Below are 18,132 nucleotides of genomic sequence, written 5' to 3'. Positions count from 1 at the left end.
CGCAACCTCCGTCGGTTCAGGAGAGCACGCGGTAGGTGACGTGCAGGACCGTGCTCGCCGCCCGCGCCGTCACCTGCTCCAGTTTCAGCGACGGGACGCCGTCGAACAGCCGCACACCGGTGCCGAGGGTGAGCGGCACCATGTGCAGCCGAAGCTCGTCGACCAGGCCGGCGGCGAGGTACTGGTTGATGGTGGTCGCACCGCCGTGGATCAGGACGTCGCCGCCACCGGCCGCCGCACGGGCCCGCGCGAGCGCCGACTCGATCCCGTCGGTGACGAAGTGGAAGGTGGTGCCGCCTTCCATCGGCTGCGGCTCGCGGGCGTGATGGGTGAGCACGAACACCGGCTTGTGGAACGGTGGGTTGTCACCCCACCAGCCGTTCCACTGCCGATCCCATCGGCCGCGCACGGGCCCGAACATGTTGCGCCCCATGATGACCGCCGAGGCGTTCGTGTTCTGGTCGAGCTCGGCCTGGTTCTCCTCGGCGGCGTCGAACATCCAGGCGTGCAGCCCACGGCCCCAGCCGTCACCGCCGTCGTCGCCGAACGGGCGTTCCTCGGTCTGGTTGAGCCCGGCCGAGTACCCGTCGACGGAGATGGTCTGGTCGACGATCACCTTGCCGTTACGTGTGGTCACAGCGCTCTCCACCGGCGCACCTCCCTGCCGTAGTGCGCTAGAGGCTAGCTCCCGGAGTCCGGCTCTGGTGCCCCCTGGATCGTGTCCAGTGCGCGACGATCGGATCGAGCATCCCGGGCGGAGATTTAGCCTGATTCGGTGATCTCGATGGTTGGTACGGGGGTGCGGGTCAGGCTGCTCGGGCCGGTGGAGGTGGTCGTCGCCGGCGCCGCGCAGGCGGTGAACGGTGTACGGCGCAAGGCGGTACTGGCCACGTTGGCGCTGCACGCGGGCCGTGTCGTCAGCGTCGACCGGCTCATCGACGTGGTCTGGGGCGACCAGCTACCGGCCACCGCGGCGAACACGTTGCAACGCCACGTCTCCTACCTCCGCGGGGTGCTCGGTGAGCCCGGGTCGATCGTGGCGCGCCAGCCCGGCTATCTGCTCGACACCGGGCCGGACTCCACGGACGTGCAGGCCGCCGAGCGCCTCATCGAGCTGGCCCGGCGCTCGACGGACCCGAACGAGAAGGTGAAGCACCTGACGGCCGCGGTGGCACTGTGGCGGGGCCCACCGCTGGCCGACGTGGCCGGGTCGGCCTGGCTTGAGGAGCAGGCCGAACACCTGGCACGCCTACGGTTGGAGGCCGAACGGGCGCTCGCCGAGGCCCGACTGTCCGTCGGTGAGCACGCCGGCCTCGTCCCCGGGTTGGAACGGCTCGTCCGACAACACCCCTTCGACGAGCACCTGCACGCGCAGTTGATGCTCGCCCTGTACCGCGACGGCCGACAGGGCGAGGCGGTCGCCACGTACCGGCGGTTGCGCGACAACCTGCGGGAGAACCTCGGCCTCGACCCGGGTCCGCGGCTACGCGACCTGGAGTGCGCCATCCTGCGCCAGGACACCGCCATCGCCGCACCGGCCGCGGCGGCGCCAACGAGGGTCGCGGCGCAACTGCCTCCCCCCGTACCCACGTTCACCGGACGCGCCGCGGAGCTCGCCGCCCTCGACGCGCTGATCGACCGGGGCGGCGCCGTCGTGGTGTCCGGGACGGCCGGCGTCGGCAAGACCGCCCTCGCCGTGCACTGGGCGCACCGCGCGGCCGAACGCTTCCCCGACGGGCAGCTCTACGTCAACCTGCGCGGATTCGACCCGGCGGCGACACCGACCGACCCGGCGCGGGCGCTGCACGGCTTCCTGGAGGCGCTTGGCGTTCCGGTGGCCCGGATGCCCCGCGACCTGGACTCGATGGCGAGCTTGTACCGCACGACGGTGGCGGGCAAGCAACTGCTGGTGGTGCTGGACAACGCGCGCGACGCGGAGCAGGTACGGCCGCTGCTGCCCGGCTCACCGGCCTGCCTCGCCATCGTCACCAGCCGCGACCAGCTCATCCCGCTGGTCGTCACCGAGAGCGCCCAACCGGTGCCCCTCGATCTGCTGAGCCCCGGCGAAGCCCGCGACATGCTGGTCCGCCGGCTCGGGGAGCGGCAGGTCGCCGCCGAACCCACCGCGGCCGACACCATCGCCGACCGGTGTGCGCGGCTGCCCATCGCCCTGGCCATCGTGGCCGCCAGAGCCGCCACCAACCGGCACTTCTCGTTGGCCGCCGTCGCCGGCGAGCTGGGCGACCTGGACGCCTTCCGCGCGGGTGACGAGGCCACCGACGTACGGGCGGTCTTCTCCTGGTCGTGCCGGACGCTCAGCCCGGCCGCAGCCCGGCTCTTCCGGCTGCTGAGCCTGCATCCGGGCCCGGACGTCTCCGCCCCGGCCGTGGCGAGCCTGGCCGGCGTCGACGGGCCGGCGACCGGTCCTCTGCGCAGCCTCGGTCTCGCCTGCTCCCGGCTCCGACGGTACGACGAGGCCGACGACCACCTGCGGCGCGCACTCGACCTGTTCACCGACGTCGGCGACGACGCCGGACGGGCGCACACCTGCCTGAACCTTGGTCAACTGGCCGAGCGGCAGGGGCGGCACGAGCAGGCGCTGCACCATTCCCGGCGGGCGCTGGCCCTGTTTCGGGAGGCCGGAAACCGGGCCGGGCAGGGATACACCCTCAACGCGGTCGGTTGGCAGGAAGCGCTGCTCGGCAACTACCACAGTGCCCTCGAATCGTGCGGTCAGGCGCTGCGGATGCTGCGGGAGGTGGACGACGTCCAGGGACAGGCCGACACCTGGGACAGCCTCGGCCACGCCCACCACCAGCTCGGCGACGACCGGCGGGCCATCGCCTGCTACGAGCACGCCCTCGAACTCTTCACGCAGGTCAACGACCGGTACGCCGAGGCGGGCACGTACGTCAATCTCGGCGGCAGTCACCTGGCGCTCGGCGACGTCCCCGCCACCCGCGCCGCGTGGCGGCGAGCCCTGACCATTCTCGACGAACTCGGCGATGCCGATGCCGACTCGATCCGCGCCGACCTCGAACAGCTCGACGCCACTCGGCTGCGCTGACGTACGCCGCTTTCCGCGCCGTTTCCGGGCCGCTTCAGCGTGGCCCGGCACTCTTCGGACACCAGTCTCCTCCGCATCAGGAATGGAGTGTTCGATGAGTCGCTTGGCACACCGCCTGGCGGTGATCGGGGTGGTCAGCGCGACGGTGCTGGCCATGTCCTCCGCCGCCGTCGCCCAGACCGACAAGCCGCCGCGCAAGGGCGCCGACTGCGTGGTCCAGCACGTCGACGAGCGCGGCAAGATCCTCCGCACCGAGACCGCCCCCGAGGGCCGGGAGTACGGCCCGTTCCGCTGCGTCGGCGGGAAGTGGACGTTCGCCTGGGCACCCTTCGGCGCGGACGACATGATCACAGCCGCCGAGATCCAGATCGAGCCGTCCGGTGCCGCGTCGGTCCGGCGGTTCACCGGCCCCGCGCTCGGCAACGACCTCACCGTGGGCGAGATCGCCGGCATCGCCCAAGCCGTCAGCGGGAGCCGGGAGGTGTTCGTCGACCGCGCCATCGTGGCCGTCGACGACGGCAAGGAGCGGACCCCGGAGCAGGTCGAGGCGCTACTGGCCGGCAAGGACGACACCGGGGTACGGGTGCTGGACATCATCGAGAAGCCCGACGCCACCATGTCGACGAAGGACGTCATCGACGAGGCCGGCGGGACACCCGAGACGACTGTCGTCTACTTCAGCCTCTGGGGCGCGATCAAGTCGGTGTTCGCCTGGATCGTGGACACGATCGGCGAGATCGGCGAGTGGATCGACGACCACTGCGACTGGGGGTCCCCCAACACCACGGGCGACATCGTGACGTGTCGCTGGTAGCCCGTCCCACCCCGCCGACACCGATCACGGAAACGAGGACAGCATGACAACTCTGCGGGACATCACCAGGCGCGCCACCATCGTCACGACCGCCCTGATCGTCGGGCTCACGGCTTCGTACGCTCCGTCGCAGGCCGCCGAGGGGGAGGCCCGCACGACGATCACCGACCACCCCGGTGCCCCGGGGACGATGCTTCGACACCTCGAGGACCTGACCGGCCGGCCCGTCGGCGACCTGGACAAGGTGTTGGCCGTCGACACCGGCGGGCGCAACCTCACCGGCGACCAACTCGCGGCGCTCGCCGCCGGCAAGGAGGTCGACGGTGTCAAGGTCGTCGGCACGATCCCGGGCAGCCGGGAGGTGCTCGGCACGACGATGGCCGATCTCGCCGACGGCACGTACGACGGCACTGGCGACGGCGGGACGGCGACATCCCTGCTCTTCGCCTCGTCCACCTCGGGCGGCCGGGAGTGGTGCCTGACTATGTGCGTCGCGTCCGGCAAGTCGGTCTGGGAGTGTCTGCTGTCGCGCCGGACCGGCGAGCTGATCCTCACCCTCGACCTCGCCGGCGGCACCACGATCCGCGAGACGAAGGCGGCCTTCGAGAAGGCGAATGGTGTCGCCGTCGACGGCCCGTCCAGCGTGCAGACGCTCATCGGCGACGGTGAGCCCTCGGCGGACGAGATCAGGACGCTTCTCGACGGCAGGGACATCCCGTCGCTGCGTCGGGTGGCGACAGTGGAGCGACCGGACCCGGAGTGGGCGCTGACCGATATCGCCGAGAAGTCCGGCGTCGTCTACGCGAAGACCAAGGGCCACCTCTTCACCGTCACCCTCCCGATCCTCGGCAAGTTCCTCGTGTTCTGCGTCTCGCAGGACAACGGGAAGACCTGGAAGTGCTCGGCCCGTCCGTGGGGCGGGTTCTGACCGGGCGGGCCGCTGTCGTCTTCGATGGGGCGGATGCGGTGTACCTCAGTGGGAACACGGATGCCGCTGAGGTACACCGCTTCTCGGAATGGGTGGGATGGCTCTGAGCGAACCCTTCCCCGATACTCGGCGTGTGATCAGCAACGAGCCTCGCCTGTCCCACCCGGCAGACAATTCGACACTGCCGCTCTACATGGTCTTCTTCTTCCTCCTGGGCCTCGTCGGCTTCGCGATCCACGGGCTGAGCGACGGCGAGGGGGCGCTCGTTCTCGCGAGCATCGTCTCGGGAGTGTTCTTCGCGTGCTTCCTGATCCTCTTCGCGGTCTACTGGGTCGGGTACCTGCTCAAAGGTCACGCCATCTGGCAGGCCGAGCGCCAGGCCGGGCCCGGTGGGCCACCCGTGGGTCACCAGGCGGAGGACTGAGCCCGTCGATCACGACGCCCGGGGTGCAGGCGGGCCGATTCGTCCCCGGACGACTCGGCCCGCGTCGGCCTCTAGGATCGACAGCCTTGACGGCGAGGACGGCCTGCGGGAGCGCGTGTGACGATCGAGGCAGAACGGCCAGCCGACCGGCTCGCCGACATCGCCGAGCGGGCCGAGGCCGTACTCGTGGACTTCGACGGACCGATCTGCCGCCTGTTCGGGAGCAGGGCCGCGCCGCGCGTCGCCGCCGACCTGCGTCAGCTGATTCTCAGCCGGGGCGTCGTCCTGCCCGACGAGCTACGCGACGGAGACGACCCGCTGGCGCTGTTCCGCGCGACAGCCGCGTTCGCGCCCGAGCTGGTCGGCGTCGTCGGTGCGGCGTTGGCATCGGCGGAGGTCGAGGCGGCGGCGTCCGCGGAGACCACGATCGGAGCCTTCGACCTGGTCAGGTCCTGCCTGGCGACTGGGCGAAGCCTCGCCATCGTCAGCAACAATTCCGCCGCCGCCATCGGTGCCTACCTCGGGCGCCGCGACCGGGCCCGCTACTTCGCCGCCGTCGTCGGGCGGGGCGAGCATCCCGATTCGCTGAAGCCCGACCCGACGCCCGTTGTGCGGGCCCTGCGGGCGCTGAAGGTCGCACCCGGTGCCGCTGTGCTGATCGGTGACTCGGTCACCGACGTCGAGGCCGCCCGAGCAGCCGGTGTCGCCTGCATCGGGTACGCCAACAAACCCGGCAAGGCCGAACGCCTCACCGCTGCCGGTGCCGACGCGATCGTGACCGACATGACCGACCTGGCCCGGGTTCTCGCTCGTACGCGCACTCCGGTCAGCCTGCTGCCGTGGGTCGACTCGGGCGGCGGTCCGCTGATCGTCGTGCCGACGACCGCGCTGGGCGAGTGGAAGGGCGCGTCGGACGGCGACGGCTCCTGGGATGACTACGACCGGGCCTGCCGGATCGACGGTTACGTCGGGGTGCTGGAGGTCGGTGCCGACCAGGCACTCGTTCTGGCCGACGAACCGGCCTCCACCACGTACCTTCCCGATCGGCGGATCTTCGTGCGGTGGCTCTACGCCGACTCCGAGGCGGAGGTCGTCCGCCTCGTTCCCCGGGCGTTGGAGATCGCCGACTGGCAGGACGCGGGTACGTGGACCACCAGCGGGCCGGCCGAGTTGTTCGACTCCGGCTACACCGGCGACGGGCTGAAGCACACCACCCACCTCGCGGTGGACCTGGCCCGTGGCACGTACCTGATCCGCACCGCTGTCGTACAGCCGGACAGGAGCACGGCACTGGTGCTGGTTCACCTGGTCGAGCAGACGCAGCCAGCCTGAACGCGCCGACCGGTCGACGGCAGCTCCTCGTACCTCAGTCGTCGGTCAGGAGGTGGCTGCGCGGATCTCCGTCCGGGTCGGGACGATGCGGTGGCGGCGGACCGGGTACAGGATCGGGTGCCCGATGCTCCAGGCGGCGCCCGCGCAGACGAACTCCTTGTACCGGGCCGCCAGCTTCCCGGTGAGCTGGGCCGGCCTGGCCCGGTCGTCGGCGGTCACGTACTGGATGATGCCGTCGCGGCGACCGAGGCTGATGCACTGGTTGAAGTAGCGCAGCGGGGCCTTGGGGAACTTGGCCCGGCCGGTCAGCCGCGCGGCGATGGCGTCGGCGGCCTGCCAGGCCATCGGGACGCCCGAGGCGCAGGACATCCGCAGCGGCTTGCCGCCCGGTCCTTCGGCGATCGCGGCGTCACCCACCGCGTACACCTCGGGGTGTGAGACCGACCGCATGGTGGCGTCGACGATGATCTGGCCGGTCTCCGCGACCGCCAGGGTCGTGGCGGCGGCGATGGGGTGCACGGCGAAGCCGGTCGTCCACACCGTCACCTGGGCCGGGATCTCCCGACCGTCGCGGGTGACCGCACCGGCCGCCTCGACCCGGGCGATGTCGGCGTGCTCGTGCACGGTGATGCCGAGCCGGTCACAGACGCCGCGCAGGTGCTGCTGCGCCTTGCCGTTGAGCCAGTCGCCGAGGCCGCCGCGGGTGGCGAGCGCGACGTCGAGGTCCGGCCGGGTCTCCGCGATCTCGGTGACCGCTTCGAGGCCGGTGAGGCCGCCGCCGACGACGAGCACGGTCCCGCCGGCAGCGAGGTGGGCGAGGCGGTCGCGCAACCGCAGCGCCGAGGGCCTGCCGGCGATGTCGTACGCGTGCTCGCCGACCCCGGGCACGCCGTGATCGGCGCTGCCGCTGCCGAGGGCGTAGACGAGCGTGTCGTACGCGATCTCGTCGGTGCCGTTGTCGTCGACGAGCGCGACGGTCCTGCGGTCGGCGTCGACGGCGGTGACCCGCGCCTGCCGAGGCGTGACACCGGTGCCGGCGTAGACCTCGCTCAGTGGGCGTGGTGCGAGGTCCTGTCCGGTGGCGAGTTGGTGCAGGCGGACCCGCTCGACGAAGTCCGCGTCGGCGTTGACGAGGGTGATCTCGGTGTCGTCCGGGTGCAGCCGCTTGGCGAGACGCCCGGCGGCCATGGCTCCGGCGTAACCCGCTCCGAGGACGACGATGCGGTGCTTCATGGTGGCACTCCTGTCTCGGTGATGGTCGCTTCCTGAACCGGACAGCGACGCGATTCCTGACAGGAGCCGGCTATGAGCTGGATCACCAGACGCGGAGGATGGGTTCCTCGTGCTCCGAGGCGGACCACTGCCGGGCGGCGCGGACGAGCTTGTCGGGGTTGACCTGGTTGTGGATGGCCGCGACGCCCTCGGGCGTCACCTCCAGCGACATCACGCCGATGACCCGGTCGTCGATCACGACCACCACCGCCGGAGCGCCGTTGGCGGTGGCGACGTGCACCGTTGGGCTGCCACCCACCAGGTCCCGTTTGACGTCGGCCGGTTTGAACAGACCACGCAGGAACTTCGCCACCGCCAGTGCGCCGACGATCGGCGCGGACCGGGCCGGGATCTTGCCGCCACCGTCGGCGGTGCTCGTCGCGTCGTCGGTCAGCAACTCCACCAGCCGCTGGATCTCGCCATTGTTGGCCGCCGCGAGGAACTCCGCGACGACCTTGCGGGCGGTGGCCAGGTCGACCTCCGCGCGGGCCCGTTCGGCGGTGACGTGCTGCTTGGCGCGCCGGTAGGTCTGCTGGCAGTTCGACTCGGTGATGCCGAGGATCTCGGCGATCTCACCGTGCGGGTAGCCGAAGGCCTCCCGTAGCACGTACACCGCGCGCTCGTTGGGTGACAACCGCTCCAGCAGGGTCAGCACCGCCATCGAGACCGACTCGCGCTGCTCGGCGGTGTCGAGCGGGCCGAGCATCCGGTCCCCACCGAGGACCGGCTCGGGCAGCCACGTGCCCACATAGGTCTCCCGCCTGGCCCGCGCCGAGGTCAGCTGGTTGAGGCAGACGTTGGTGAGGACCTTCGTCAGCCACGCCTCGGGCGTCTCGACGTGTTCCCGGTCCGCGCCCTGCCAGCGGAGAAACGTGTCCTGGACGGCGTCCTCCGCGTCGCTGGCCGAACCCAGCAGGCGGTAGGCGATCGCCTCCAGGCGGGGCCTGGAGTGCTCGAACACCTCGACCTCGTCCGGGCTGAGCGGCATGACTAGACAGTATCCGGGCGGGTCGCGCCGCCGTCCCGGTGCCCGTCCCACCGTTCGCGACATGATCAAGTGATGAAAAGTAGCTGTGAGCGCTGTTCCTGACCTACTTTTCATCACTTGATCAACGGGTCGCACGTCGTCGTGTGGTCGTACCCTTGCCGCTGTGACGTCCGATCCGTTGCGCCGCGCCCTCACCGCACCCGCGGACCCGCCGCTACGGCCCCTGCCCGACCAGGTCGTCGCCCTGTTGGAGGTCCTGGACGCACCGCCGCGCCTCGCCGCGCACCTGCGGGCCGTGCACGACGTGGCCGCGCAGCTCACCCGCGGCGGAACGTGGCGACCACGACGGCGGTCAGGCAGATTGCCGCGGCTGCCATGAGCGGCGGGCGAGCACCGAGGTGAACGGCTGCGGAGCCGAGCGGAATCGCCACGACGAGAGGCCCGAACATCGCGGTGTTGGCCGTCGCGGAGACCCGTCCCAGCAGCGCTGACGGCGTGTGGGTCTGCACGGCGGTCACCGCCGCGACCAGGGTCCAGGGCAGCCCGACGCCGGCCACCACCGCCCCGACGACAGAAGCCGGCCACCACGGCAGGCAGCGTGTCAGGCAGCCGACCGCGAACAGCGCCGATCCGGCGACACCCACGGCCACGCAACCTCTCGCCCCGATGAGCCGGCCGACGATCAGGCCACCGAGAACGGAACCGGCGCCCTGCGCGCTGGCCAGCACACCCAGGAATGTCGTCGGCAGGCGTAGCTCGGTCACCACGATCGCGTAGATCCCGGCGGTCGTGAAGCCGGACATGGCGATCGACACCGCGGCGAGCGCGACCGCCAGCCGTGTCGCTCGCTGTCGAGAGAGGACCACCAGTGCGGTACGTGGGCCGTCGCCGCGCTCGGTGGGCCGGTCGGCGGGTGCACGCTTCAGGCGAAGGAGGGCGTAGAGGGTGGCGACCAGGACCGGCATGGCGGCACTGAGGACGGCGACCGCATGGCCGCCCCGCCACGCGTAGAGACCGGCCCCGGCCAGGGGAGCGACGAGCTTCATGCCCTCCTGCGCGCTGGAGCGCCACCCGTTGACGTCGCCGAGTTCCGCCGGCGCGAGTGCCGACGGCAGCAACGCCGTCTCGCCAGCGTCGATCAGCACGTAGCTGACGCCATAGGCGCACCCGACGGCGAAGATGAGCCAGGTCTGCCCCGGCCCGCGTACCGCGAGAAGCGTGAGCAGGGCGGCCGCCAGCATGAGGTTGACGGCGATGACCAGTGGCCTTCGGGCCGCCCGGTCGAGCAGACCGCCCAACCACGGGCCGGTGAGCACCGGGGCGTAGACGCAGAGCCCGGCGAGGGCGGCGAGGCTGGCGGAGCCGGTGAGGTCCAGGATCCAGATGCCGGCGACCAGGGACATGGCGCTGCTGCCGAAGCCGGACAGCAGGGAGATCGCCACGAACAGGCCCGCGTTGCGACGCATGAGCACTCCGAGGTGAGTCGAGGTGACTCAATCCTCAAGCCTGAGCGGAACGCAGGCAATGCTGCTGACCTCCGTCAACGAACCGTTGACAGGGCGGCGTCGATCTTCGTCGCGGCCGTCCGCGCGGGCGCGGGCAGCCGCTCACCCGCTTCGGCGAGATCGGTGGTGAGGTGCAGGGCCAACGCGTGCAGCGAACCCGGGGCCGCGTCCAGGGCGGCGTCCACGGTGCTGCGAACGAGCGCCGCTCGACGGAATCGGCTGTCCCACCGCTGGTCGGCCCCGATCCACCGGGCCAGGTCCGCCACCGCCGCCCGCAGCGCCGCGATCTGCTGAGGCAGCTGGAGGTCGAGCTGCCGCCGCCGCGACCACCGCGCCGCCACCAGCCGTTGTCGACGCTGCTCGGCCGCCTGCCGGCTGCCGAGGCCGAGTGCCGTCGCGATCTGAGCCCAGGTCGCACCGTCGTGGCGTGCCCGGTCGATGAGCTCCAGCTCCTGCTCGTCCAGGCGGGCGCGGGTGGCGCGGACCTCCGCCAGCCGGGCCAGCTCCGACGTCATCCGTCAACGTTACATTGACACTGTCGGAATCTCGGAGGTGATCCTCTTGGGTGCGCGAACCATGAACACGTCCACCGGATCCTCGGTGTCGAGGGTGAAACCGTGCCGCTCGTACAGGCTGCGGGCCGGGCTGCCCCGCAGCACGTTCAGTCGGACGGGCGTGCCGGCGCTGTCGCACCGGCGCAGCAACTCGCGCAGCACTGCCGTGCCGATGCCACTGCCCTGTAGCCGCGGAGCCAGGTAGAAGTGCTCCAGCCAGTGGGCGTCCGCGGCGGGCCGCAGCGCCACGCAGCCGGCGAACGCGCCGTCCACCTCGACGACCCAGGTGTACGCCGGTGCGAAACCCTCCCGCACGCGCTGCCGCACCCGCTGTTCGTCGTACCGCCCGAGCCGTTCCAGATCGGCCCGCAGTGTCACCGCCCGCAACTCGGCCACCGCCTCGACGTCCGCCGCCGAGGCAGGCCGAAGCTCCCAGTTCGCCATGATCAGCAAGCTATCGCGGCTCGGTGACCTGGTGTTGGCGCAGCCCCGCGACGAGGAGTTCGACCATGCGACGGGCGTCATAGCGGGGTTCGCCGGCGCCGATGCAGAGATTGCCGACACCGCGCAGCAGCTCGAAGGCCGTCACGCCGGGCCGGATCTCGCCAGCCGCGGCAGCCGCGTCGAGCAGGTGGGCGCACACCGGCAGGAGTCGGTCCAGGAAATAGGCGTGCAGCGCCTCGAAGGCCGCGTTGTCGGACTGTAGCGCCTCGGCGAGGCCGTGCTTGGTGACCAGGAAGTCGACGAAGAGATTGATCCACCGGGCGAGGGCGGCGTGCGGTGTGTCGCTCTCCGCCAGCAGCGTCGGGCCGGCCTCCGCGCAGGCCTCGACCTGGTGCCGGTAGACGGCGACGATGAGGTCGGCGCGGGTCGGGAAGTGGCGGTAGATGGTGCCCACACCGACGCCGGCCCGGGTGGCGATGTCGCGTACGGGCACGTCCACGCCCGAGGTGACGAAGGCCGAGGCGGCGGCGGCCAGCAGTGTCGCCTCGTTGCGCCGGGCGTCGGCCCGCTTCCGCGGGGTCGGCCTGTCTGGTTCGCCGTCGATGTCGACCAACGCGCCGTTACCTCCATCAAACAGTGTCCCGTGTCGTGGTTAGCGGAACCTGGTTCCACTTGCCTAGAATGCCAGATCGGGTGGGCCGGTCGCCACCGCGGCGGACGCTGCGCCTTCGGGTGCGGTGCTCGGCACCGCTGGTCACCTAGGATGAGACCCATGAGCGCTGAGGCTGTCGGCATGCACATGCCCGCCGTTGTGACGCTCGAGGACGTGGCGGCGATGAACGCCGCCGATCTGAACGGTCACCGCTACGAGACCAGCCCCGAGGGGGTCCTGTCGGTCATGCCGCCGTCCGATTCGGAACACGCCATGATCGCCAGCCGCCTCTTTGCCTGGCTGATCGTGGCCGGGTGGCCCGCCGAGCAGGTGCTTCAGGCGGTCGGTGTGCGCATCTCCGGGCCGGACGGTGACGGTGGTCGCATCCCCGACGTGAGCGTCTGGCGTAAGCCGCCGTCCCGCAGCGTCTGGGCCACTGTCGCCGACGTCGTACTCGTCGTGGAGATCGTCTCGCCGGGCTCGGAGGCGATGGACTCCGTGACCAAGGTCCGCGAATACGCGTCGGCAGGGATCCCGCAGTACTGGGTCGTCGATCGGGACGGTGCGCAGACGGTAACCCTCCACCGGCTGAGCAGGGACGGCAGCTACGAGACGCGGGCACGGATGCCACTGGCCTGGCTGCTCCAGACCGCCCCCGCCGACCATCTCGGCTGAAAGCCGGCACCGACAAGCCGGGCCTGTCTTGTCGTTCCGGGACGGTGCGGCCGGTGTGGGCGAACGATGACGCGTATGAGGCGTACGTGGGTCGGTGGAGCCGCCCGGTAGCGGTCGAGTAACCGTCGCCCCCAGCTCTTCCGGGCTCTTGTCGCAATTCGGACAAGACGGTAAAGCCCCTGGTAGAGCACCCTTGGGGCAGGTGGAGGTAGACGGGTGGCGGGCCACATCCCGATCCTCCGGCCCGGCGGGGACAACATCGTCCGCACCGGTGCCGCCCTCACCCAGCCCGGCCTCGAAGCCGTGGCGGTCACGGCACAGCTGCCGTGCCGATCACGCGTACGACAGGCCGTCGCTGTCACCGACACCCCTGCGGGCGCCCGCAGCGGTGCCTCCGCCCACCGGGACAAGGACGTCAGCACCATCGGCAGTCAGGCAACGCCGTCCGCCGGTCGTGCCCACCGTCCCCGTGCCCCGCCGGCCTTTCGCACTGTGGACCCCGTCGGGGTCCGGCGTCGCTCGACCGCGCGCCGAGGCCCGGCGACCGAGCAAGAAAGGGCCCGACATGGCCGCTCCCACAGCAACCGCAGCCCTGAACGCATCCGTCTTCGCGCCGGGTGACCAGATGCTGTTGACCGTCACCTACTCAGACGCCGACACCAAACCGCTGACCGTCACCATCGTGGTCACCGACGCGCAGGGCAACAGCAGCGCGCCGGTCAAGGTCACGGCGGTCATCGACCCGCTCACAGTGACCGTCACCGACAACTCCGGACGTACCTGGACCCGGGTCTCCGACAACGGCTCCGTGGCCGTGTATCGGTCGGTGGCGTGATGCCCCGGGTCACCGTCCAGGTCCGCGACGCCGCCGGCAACACCGCGACGGCAGCCGCCGACTACAGCCTGAGTCAACCCGTGCTCGGCGGCTACTACCTCTCCGGGGGCGCCGACCCGACCGCCGACATGACCGGCGGCAACTTCCGGTCGCTCACCCAGTACCGCAGCTTCGCCGACGGCTACATCTTCCCCGGCTACAACCGGCCCTGGTTGGTCAACCTGGGTAAGGCCGGTGTGCAGATGAACATGGTCCTGGAGCTGAAGAGTTACGGCGCCCCGAACTACGGCCCGCAGAGCTTCACTGTGGACGGCGTCAGCTACACGGTGCCGGCCCCGTCGATGACCATCCAGCAGCGACCCGGCACCACCTGGCCGAGGGCGTACGGGTACAACCAGGTGATCAAGGGGCAGTGCGACGGGCTGTTCGCCCGCGCCCTGTCGCAGTACCGGTCGCTCGGTTTCGGGGTGAACATCCAACTCGCCTCGGAACTGGACACCGATCACGAGTTCGGCACCACCGAGGACGGGAAGGCGTACACCTGGGCCGAGTCGGACGCTCGCGCGGTGCAGGCGATGAACTACATCCTGACGTGGTTCAAGGCCCGGACCCTGCCCACCGGGACGACCTTCTCGGTGGGGTTGGGCGGCTTCGACCGGGAATGCTTCCAGCGCACCCACCCGGAGGCGCTGATGTCCCGCCTCGACTACCTCCAGTGGAACGTGTACGGCACCAGCGCCAGCCACACCGCGCTGGCCCGGTTTCGGCGCACCAAGGACTGGGCGGTCGCGGATCTCGGCCCGGTGGCGCTGTCCCGACCGGTGATCATCGCGGAGTGGGGCGTCAGGGTCGCCGAGATTCCGAACCAGGCCGCCTGGATCGCCACCGTCCCGCCGGCGATCGCCCAGCTCAACGCCGAGCGAGGACCACGGATCGTGCGCACCAACTACTTCAACTCCGGCTGGGGCACCCTGGTGCCGAAGGCGGTCGGGTTGACCGCGCTCCGCGAGGCGTACGCCAAGCGGCCGTACGTGTGAGTGACGCCGGCGGCCCGGTCGGCATCCCGCCGATCGGGCCGACCGGGGAACCCTATGCTCGGATCATGGAACTTCGGATCTTCACCGAGCCCCAGCAGGGTGCCAGCTACGACCAGTTGCTCGCCGTCGCCCGCTGCGCCGAGGACGCCGGCTACGGCGCGTTCTTCCGGTCCGACCACTACCTGAAGATGGGGGACGTGAGCGGCGAGCCCGGCCCCACCGACGCGTGGACCACGCTCGCCGGCCTGGCCCGCGAGACCAGCCGCATCCGGCTCGGCACGCTCATGACCGCCGCCACCTTCCGGCTGCCCGGCCCGCTGGCGATCACGGTCGCGCAGGTCGACCAGATGAGCGGCGGCCGGGTGGAACTGGGCATCGGCACCGGCTGGTACGCCGAGGAGCACAGCGCGTACGGCATCGCGTTCCCGCCGCTGGGCGAGCGGTTCGACCGGCTGGAGGAGCAGCTCGCGGTCATCACCGGGCTCTGGGCCACGCCGCCGGGGGAGCGGTTCGACCACGACGGCCGGTACTACCCGGTCCGGAACTCGCCGGCCCTGCCCAAGCCCGTGCAGCAGCCCCGTCCTCCGATCCTGCTCGGCGGTACGGGCGCGAAGCGCACCCCTCGGCTGGCCGCCCGCTACGCGGACGAGTTCAACCTGCCGTTCGCCTCGGTGCCGGACACCGCCGCGCAGTTCGACCGGGTGCGCGCGGCCTGCGTCGAGATCGGTCGGGACCCGGCCGAGATGGTCTGGTCCAACGCCCTGGTGCTCTGCTGCGGGCGCGACGACGCCGAGGTGGCCCGCCGGGCTGCCGCCATCGGTCGCGATCCGGACGAGCTGCGGGCCAACGGTCTGGCCGGAACGCCCGCCGAGGTGCTGGACACCATCGGCCGGTACGCGGAGATCGGCAGCGAGCGGCTCTACCTTCAGGTGCTCGACCTCAGCGACCTGGATCACCTGGAGCTGGTCGCCGGCGAGGTGATGGCCAAGCTCTGAGTCGGTCGGGTGGCCGTCCGACGACGCCGCCGGTCAGGCCCGGTGCAGGCCCGTCCCGACCGCGCTCGGGTCACCCAGCACGGTGTCCAGCCGCCCGTCGCGGTCACTGTCCACGTAGGTGATGTCCGGGATCCCGTCACCGTCCACGTCGATCTGGACGACGTCGGCGACGCCGTCACCGTCGAGGTCGGTGACCACCTCCACCGAGCCGTCCAGGTGACGTGTCACGATCGACTGTGCGCCCGGAGCGCGCGGCGGCGGGCCGGGTGCCGGCACCGGCGTCGGGGCGGGCGCGGGCGCCGGTGTGGGCCGAGGACCGGGCGTTGGCGACGGGTGGCTCGACAACCCGCCGGCCGGCGGCGCGCTGGCCTGCTCGACCTCGGTGCCGGTCGGGTCCAGCTCCTCCTCGGAGGGGAAGACGTCGCCTCGTGCGGCCGGATCACGGTAGCTGCTCATGGGCGTAGGGTTCCCCGACGACGACGAGAACAACCGTGCCCGATCGACCGGTGTCCCTGGTGCCCGGTCTGGCGGAAGATGTCGGGACCGACGCCACGGTCATGAAACGGGGGTCCGAGCGTGGAACTGCGCCGGAATCGGGGGGCCCGTGTGCTCGCCTCGGTGTGCGTACTCGGTGGAGTGCTTCTGTTGGTCTATCCCAGCGACGGCGCCCTGCTACGGACGATCATCGCGGTGGGGGCGATCGCGCTCGGCGCGGTGGCGCTGGTCAGCGCGATGCGGCCGTTCCGGTTCAGGATCCACTCGGAAGGGCTCAGCATCCGGCGTCCCGGCCTGCGCCGGGAGATCCGGTGGGACGAGGTCGACACGCTGGTCCTCGACGAGCCGCCCCGACGCGACGGCTACGCGAAACCGCCGCGACTGTTGCTGGTTCCTGTGCAGGGTGTGCCCCGTGAGCTGGTGACGGCGCGCCACCCGTCCGACGGTCGCCCGGCCATCGAGTTGCTCGTCCTCGACCAGGTCCGGGAGCAGCCCGAGCAGGTGTCGGCCGCGTTGACCCGCTATGCCGGCGACCGGTTCGTCGACCTGCTCGCGGTGCGCCGCGCCGCCTTCGAAGCACCGGAGCTCATGATCGGTCTGCGTGGCTACCAGATGGACCGGGTCGACCGGTTGATCCGACGCGGCCAGGACGCGCTGATGTCCGGGGACACGTCAGCCCGGAAGGCGGCCCGCGGGGAGATCGAACGCGCCACCAGGGCCGGTCTGCCGATCGCCCAGCGTGGCTACAACACATCCGAGACGGATACCGTTCTGGGTGCCCTCGTCGCCGCGTTGGCCGACCACCAGAGCACCGATCGGGAGACCGCCACATGACCGCGCAGGGACCGCACACCGCGTCGAGCACTGACGTTCCGCGCCGCAACTGGGCCGGCAACGTGCGGTACGCCGCGACGGCGTTCCACCGCCCCACCTCCGTCGACGAACTGCGCCGGCTCGTCGCCGGCAGCAGCCGGATCCGGGCGGTGGGCAGCGGACACTCCTTCAACCGTCTCGGCGACACCGACGGTGACCTGGTCAGTCTCGCCGGGCTGCCCCCGGTCGTCGCGGTGGACCACGAGCGCGGGCAGGTCACCGTGAGCGGCGCGATGCGCTACGGCGACGTCGCCCGACAACTGCACACCCAGGGGTACGCGCTGGCGAACCTCGCCTCGCTGCCGCACATCTCGGTGGCCGGAGCGGTGGCCACCGCCACCCACGGCTCCGGCCAGACCCACGGCAACCTGGCCAGCGCGGTCGCCGGCCTGGAACTGGTCACCGCCGACGGCGACCTGCTCCGGGTCGACCGCGACACCGACACGTTCGCCGGCATGGTGGTCGGGCTCGGCGCGCTCGGCCTGGTCACCCGGGTCACCCTGGACGTCGTACCGACCTTCGCGCTGCGCCAGTACGTACGCCTCGACCTGGACCGGACGGCGTTGGACGAGGCGCTCGGCTCGGCGTACAGCGTGAGTGTCTTCACCGACTTCCGTACGCCCCGACTGCGCGAGGTGTGGCGCAAGCAGGTCGCCGACGAGCCGCCACCCCCGGCGGACTGGCTGGGCACCACGGCGGCCGACCAGCCCCGGCACCCGGTGCGCGGGATGCCGGCGGAGAACTGCACGCCGCAGCTCGGCGAGCCGGGCCCGTGGCACGAGCGGCTGCCGCACTTCAAGCTCGGCTTCACCCCGAGCAGCGGCGACGAACTGCAGTCCGAGTACCACGTCGCGCGTACGGCGGCGGCGGACGCGCTCGCCGCCCTGGACGACGTGGCGGACCTGATCGCCCCGGTGCTGCTGGTGTCCGAGCTCCGGACGGTGGCGGCCGACGAGCTGTGGCTGAGCCCGAACCACCGGCGGGACAGCTTCGTACTGCACTTCACCTGGGTCGACGACACCGCGGCGGTGCTGCCCGTGGTGGCCGCCGTGGAGGAGCGGCTGGCGCCCTTCGCGCCCCGCCCGCACTGGGGCAAGGTCTTCGTCACCGACCCGGCCGAGTTGGCCGCCCGCTACCCGCGCTACGCCGACTTCACCGCGCTCCTGGCCGACCTGGATCCGAAGGGCACGTTCCGCACCGAGGCCCTGGACCGCTACTTCCCCCGGTGACCCCGCAGGTGCC

At 71.3% G+C, this 18,132-nt stretch carries 19 protein-coding genes; 11 read left to right on the top strand and 8 right to left on the bottom strand.

Annotated elements, in window-relative coordinates:
• Positions 1-16 precede the first annotated feature (16 nt).
• Positions 17-637: a dihydrofolate reductase family protein gene (locus tag AB0877_RS14510; RefSeq protein WP_366609015.1), complete on the bottom strand. Its 621-nt coding sequence runs from the start codon at positions 635-637 to the stop codon at positions 17-19.
• A 147-nt stretch (positions 638-784) separates the two neighbouring features.
• Between AB0877_RS14510 and AB0877_RS14505 the strand changes: the two genes are divergently transcribed.
• The 5 genes from AB0877_RS14505 to AB0877_RS14485 all read left to right on the top strand — a co-directional run bounded on the left by AB0877_RS14505 (position 785) and on the right by AB0877_RS14485 (position 6,565).
• Positions 785-3,067, top strand: coding sequence for a BTAD domain-containing putative transcriptional regulator (locus tag AB0877_RS14505; protein ID WP_366609046.1), 2,283 nt, complete (start codon positions 785-787; stop codon positions 3,065-3,067).
• A gap of 94 nt (positions 3,068-3,161) precedes the next feature.
• Positions 3,162-3,881, top strand: a complete 720-nt coding sequence (locus tag AB0877_RS14500) for a hypothetical protein (RefSeq protein WP_366609014.1) — start codon at positions 3,162-3,164, stop codon at positions 3,879-3,881.
• A gap of 43 nt (positions 3,882-3,924) precedes the next feature.
• Positions 3,925-4,809, top strand: a complete 885-nt coding sequence (locus tag AB0877_RS14495; RefSeq protein WP_366609013.1) for a hypothetical protein — start codon at positions 3,925-3,927, stop codon at positions 4,807-4,809.
• A 133-nt stretch (positions 4,810-4,942) separates the two neighbouring features.
• Positions 4,943-5,233 carry a hypothetical protein gene (locus AB0877_RS14490; RefSeq protein WP_366609012.1) on the top strand — a complete coding sequence of 97 codons (291 nt, stop codon included), beginning with the start codon at positions 4,943-4,945 and terminating at the stop codon, positions 5,231-5,233.
• 117 nt (positions 5,234-5,350) lie between these two features.
• The gene (locus AB0877_RS14485; RefSeq protein ID WP_366609011.1) at positions 5,351-6,565 is read left to right on the top strand and encodes an Imm21 family immunity protein; all 1,215 of its coding nucleotides are present in this window, start codon (positions 5,351-5,353) and stop codon (positions 6,563-6,565) included.
• A 45-nt stretch (positions 6,566-6,610) separates the two neighbouring features.
• Here the strand turns inward: AB0877_RS14485 and AB0877_RS14480 are convergent, their stop codons facing one another.
• The 6 genes from AB0877_RS14480 to AB0877_RS14455 form a co-directional block, all read right to left on the bottom strand.
• A complete protein-coding gene (locus tag AB0877_RS14480) occupies positions 6,611-7,798 on the bottom strand; it encodes an FAD-dependent oxidoreductase (RefSeq protein ID WP_366609010.1) in 1,188 nt (395 codons plus the stop codon).
• Between the two features lie 82 nt (positions 7,799-7,880).
• Positions 7,881-8,825 (bottom strand): RNA polymerase sigma-70 factor, encoded by a 945-nt coding sequence (locus AB0877_RS14475; protein WP_366609009.1) that lies wholly within the window; start codon positions 8,823-8,825, stop codon positions 7,881-7,883.
• Between the two features lie 317 nt (positions 8,826-9,142).
• The gene (locus AB0877_RS14470) at positions 9,143-10,291 is read right to left on the bottom strand and encodes an MFS transporter (RefSeq protein WP_366609008.1); all 1,149 of its coding nucleotides are present in this window, start codon (positions 10,289-10,291) and stop codon (positions 9,143-9,145) included.
• A gap of 74 nt (positions 10,292-10,365) precedes the next feature.
• Positions 10,366-10,845 carry a hypothetical protein gene (locus AB0877_RS14465; RefSeq protein WP_366609007.1) on the bottom strand — a complete coding sequence of 160 codons (480 nt, stop codon included), beginning with the start codon at positions 10,843-10,845 and terminating at the stop codon, positions 10,366-10,368.
• A 9-nt stretch (positions 10,846-10,854) separates the two neighbouring features.
• A complete protein-coding gene (locus AB0877_RS14460) occupies positions 10,855-11,328 on the bottom strand; it encodes a GNAT family N-acetyltransferase (protein ID WP_366609006.1) in 474 nt (157 codons plus the stop codon).
• A gap of 10 nt (positions 11,329-11,338) precedes the next feature.
• Positions 11,339-11,932, bottom strand: coding sequence for a TetR/AcrR family transcriptional regulator (locus AB0877_RS14455; RefSeq protein ID WP_366609045.1), 594 nt, complete (start codon positions 11,930-11,932; stop codon positions 11,339-11,341).
• A 168-nt stretch (positions 11,933-12,100) separates the two neighbouring features.
• Here AB0877_RS14455 and AB0877_RS14450 point away from each other — a divergent pair, with 168 nt between their 5' ends.
• From AB0877_RS14450 to AB0877_RS14435, 4 genes are all read left to right on the top strand, one after another.
• On the top strand, positions 12,101-12,655 hold the full coding sequence (locus AB0877_RS14450) for a Uma2 family endonuclease (RefSeq protein WP_366609005.1): 555 nt from the start codon (positions 12,101-12,103) through the stop codon (positions 12,653-12,655).
• A 565-nt stretch (positions 12,656-13,220) separates the two neighbouring features.
• A complete protein-coding gene (locus AB0877_RS14445) occupies positions 13,221-13,490 on the top strand; it encodes a hypothetical protein (protein ID WP_124859437.1) in 270 nt (89 codons plus the stop codon).
• Positions 13,490-14,527: a hypothetical protein gene (locus AB0877_RS14440; protein ID WP_366609004.1), complete on the top strand. Its 1,038-nt coding sequence runs from the start codon at positions 13,490-13,492 to the stop codon at positions 14,525-14,527. Before AB0877_RS14445 ends, AB0877_RS14440 begins: the two co-directional genes overlap by 1 nt.
• A 65-nt stretch (positions 14,528-14,592) precedes the next feature.
• Positions 14,593-15,522 carry an LLM class F420-dependent oxidoreductase gene (locus AB0877_RS14435; protein WP_366609003.1) on the top strand — a complete coding sequence of 310 codons (930 nt, stop codon included), beginning with the start codon at positions 14,593-14,595 and terminating at the stop codon, positions 15,520-15,522.
• A gap of 33 nt (positions 15,523-15,555) precedes the next feature.
• On the opposite strand, the gene AB0877_RS14430 is transcribed toward AB0877_RS14435, so the two are convergent.
• Positions 15,556-15,978 carry a hypothetical protein gene (locus AB0877_RS14430; RefSeq protein ID WP_366609002.1) on the bottom strand — a complete coding sequence of 141 codons (423 nt, stop codon included), beginning with the start codon at positions 15,976-15,978 and terminating at the stop codon, positions 15,556-15,558.
• Positions 15,979-16,128: 150 nt separating this feature from the next.
• Here AB0877_RS14430 and AB0877_RS14425 point away from each other — a divergent pair, with 150 nt between their 5' ends.
• Together AB0877_RS14425 and AB0877_RS14420 are read left to right on the top strand one after the other, a co-directional pair.
• Complete coding sequence (locus AB0877_RS14425) at positions 16,129-16,851, top strand: hypothetical protein (RefSeq protein ID WP_366609001.1); 723 nt, start codon at positions 16,129-16,131, stop codon at positions 16,849-16,851.
• Positions 16,848-18,119, top strand: a complete 1,272-nt coding sequence (locus AB0877_RS14420; RefSeq protein WP_366609000.1) for an FAD-binding protein — start codon at positions 16,848-16,850, stop codon at positions 18,117-18,119. Before AB0877_RS14425 ends, AB0877_RS14420 begins: the two co-directional genes overlap by 4 nt.
• Positions 18,120-18,132 lie beyond the last annotated feature (13 nt).

The sequence above is a fragment of the Micromonospora sp. NPDC047644 genome, assembly GCF_040704315.1.
Lineage (GTDB): Bacteria > Actinomycetota > Actinomycetes > Mycobacteriales > Micromonosporaceae > Micromonospora.
This window is presented reverse-complemented; position numbering and strand designations above follow the sequence as displayed.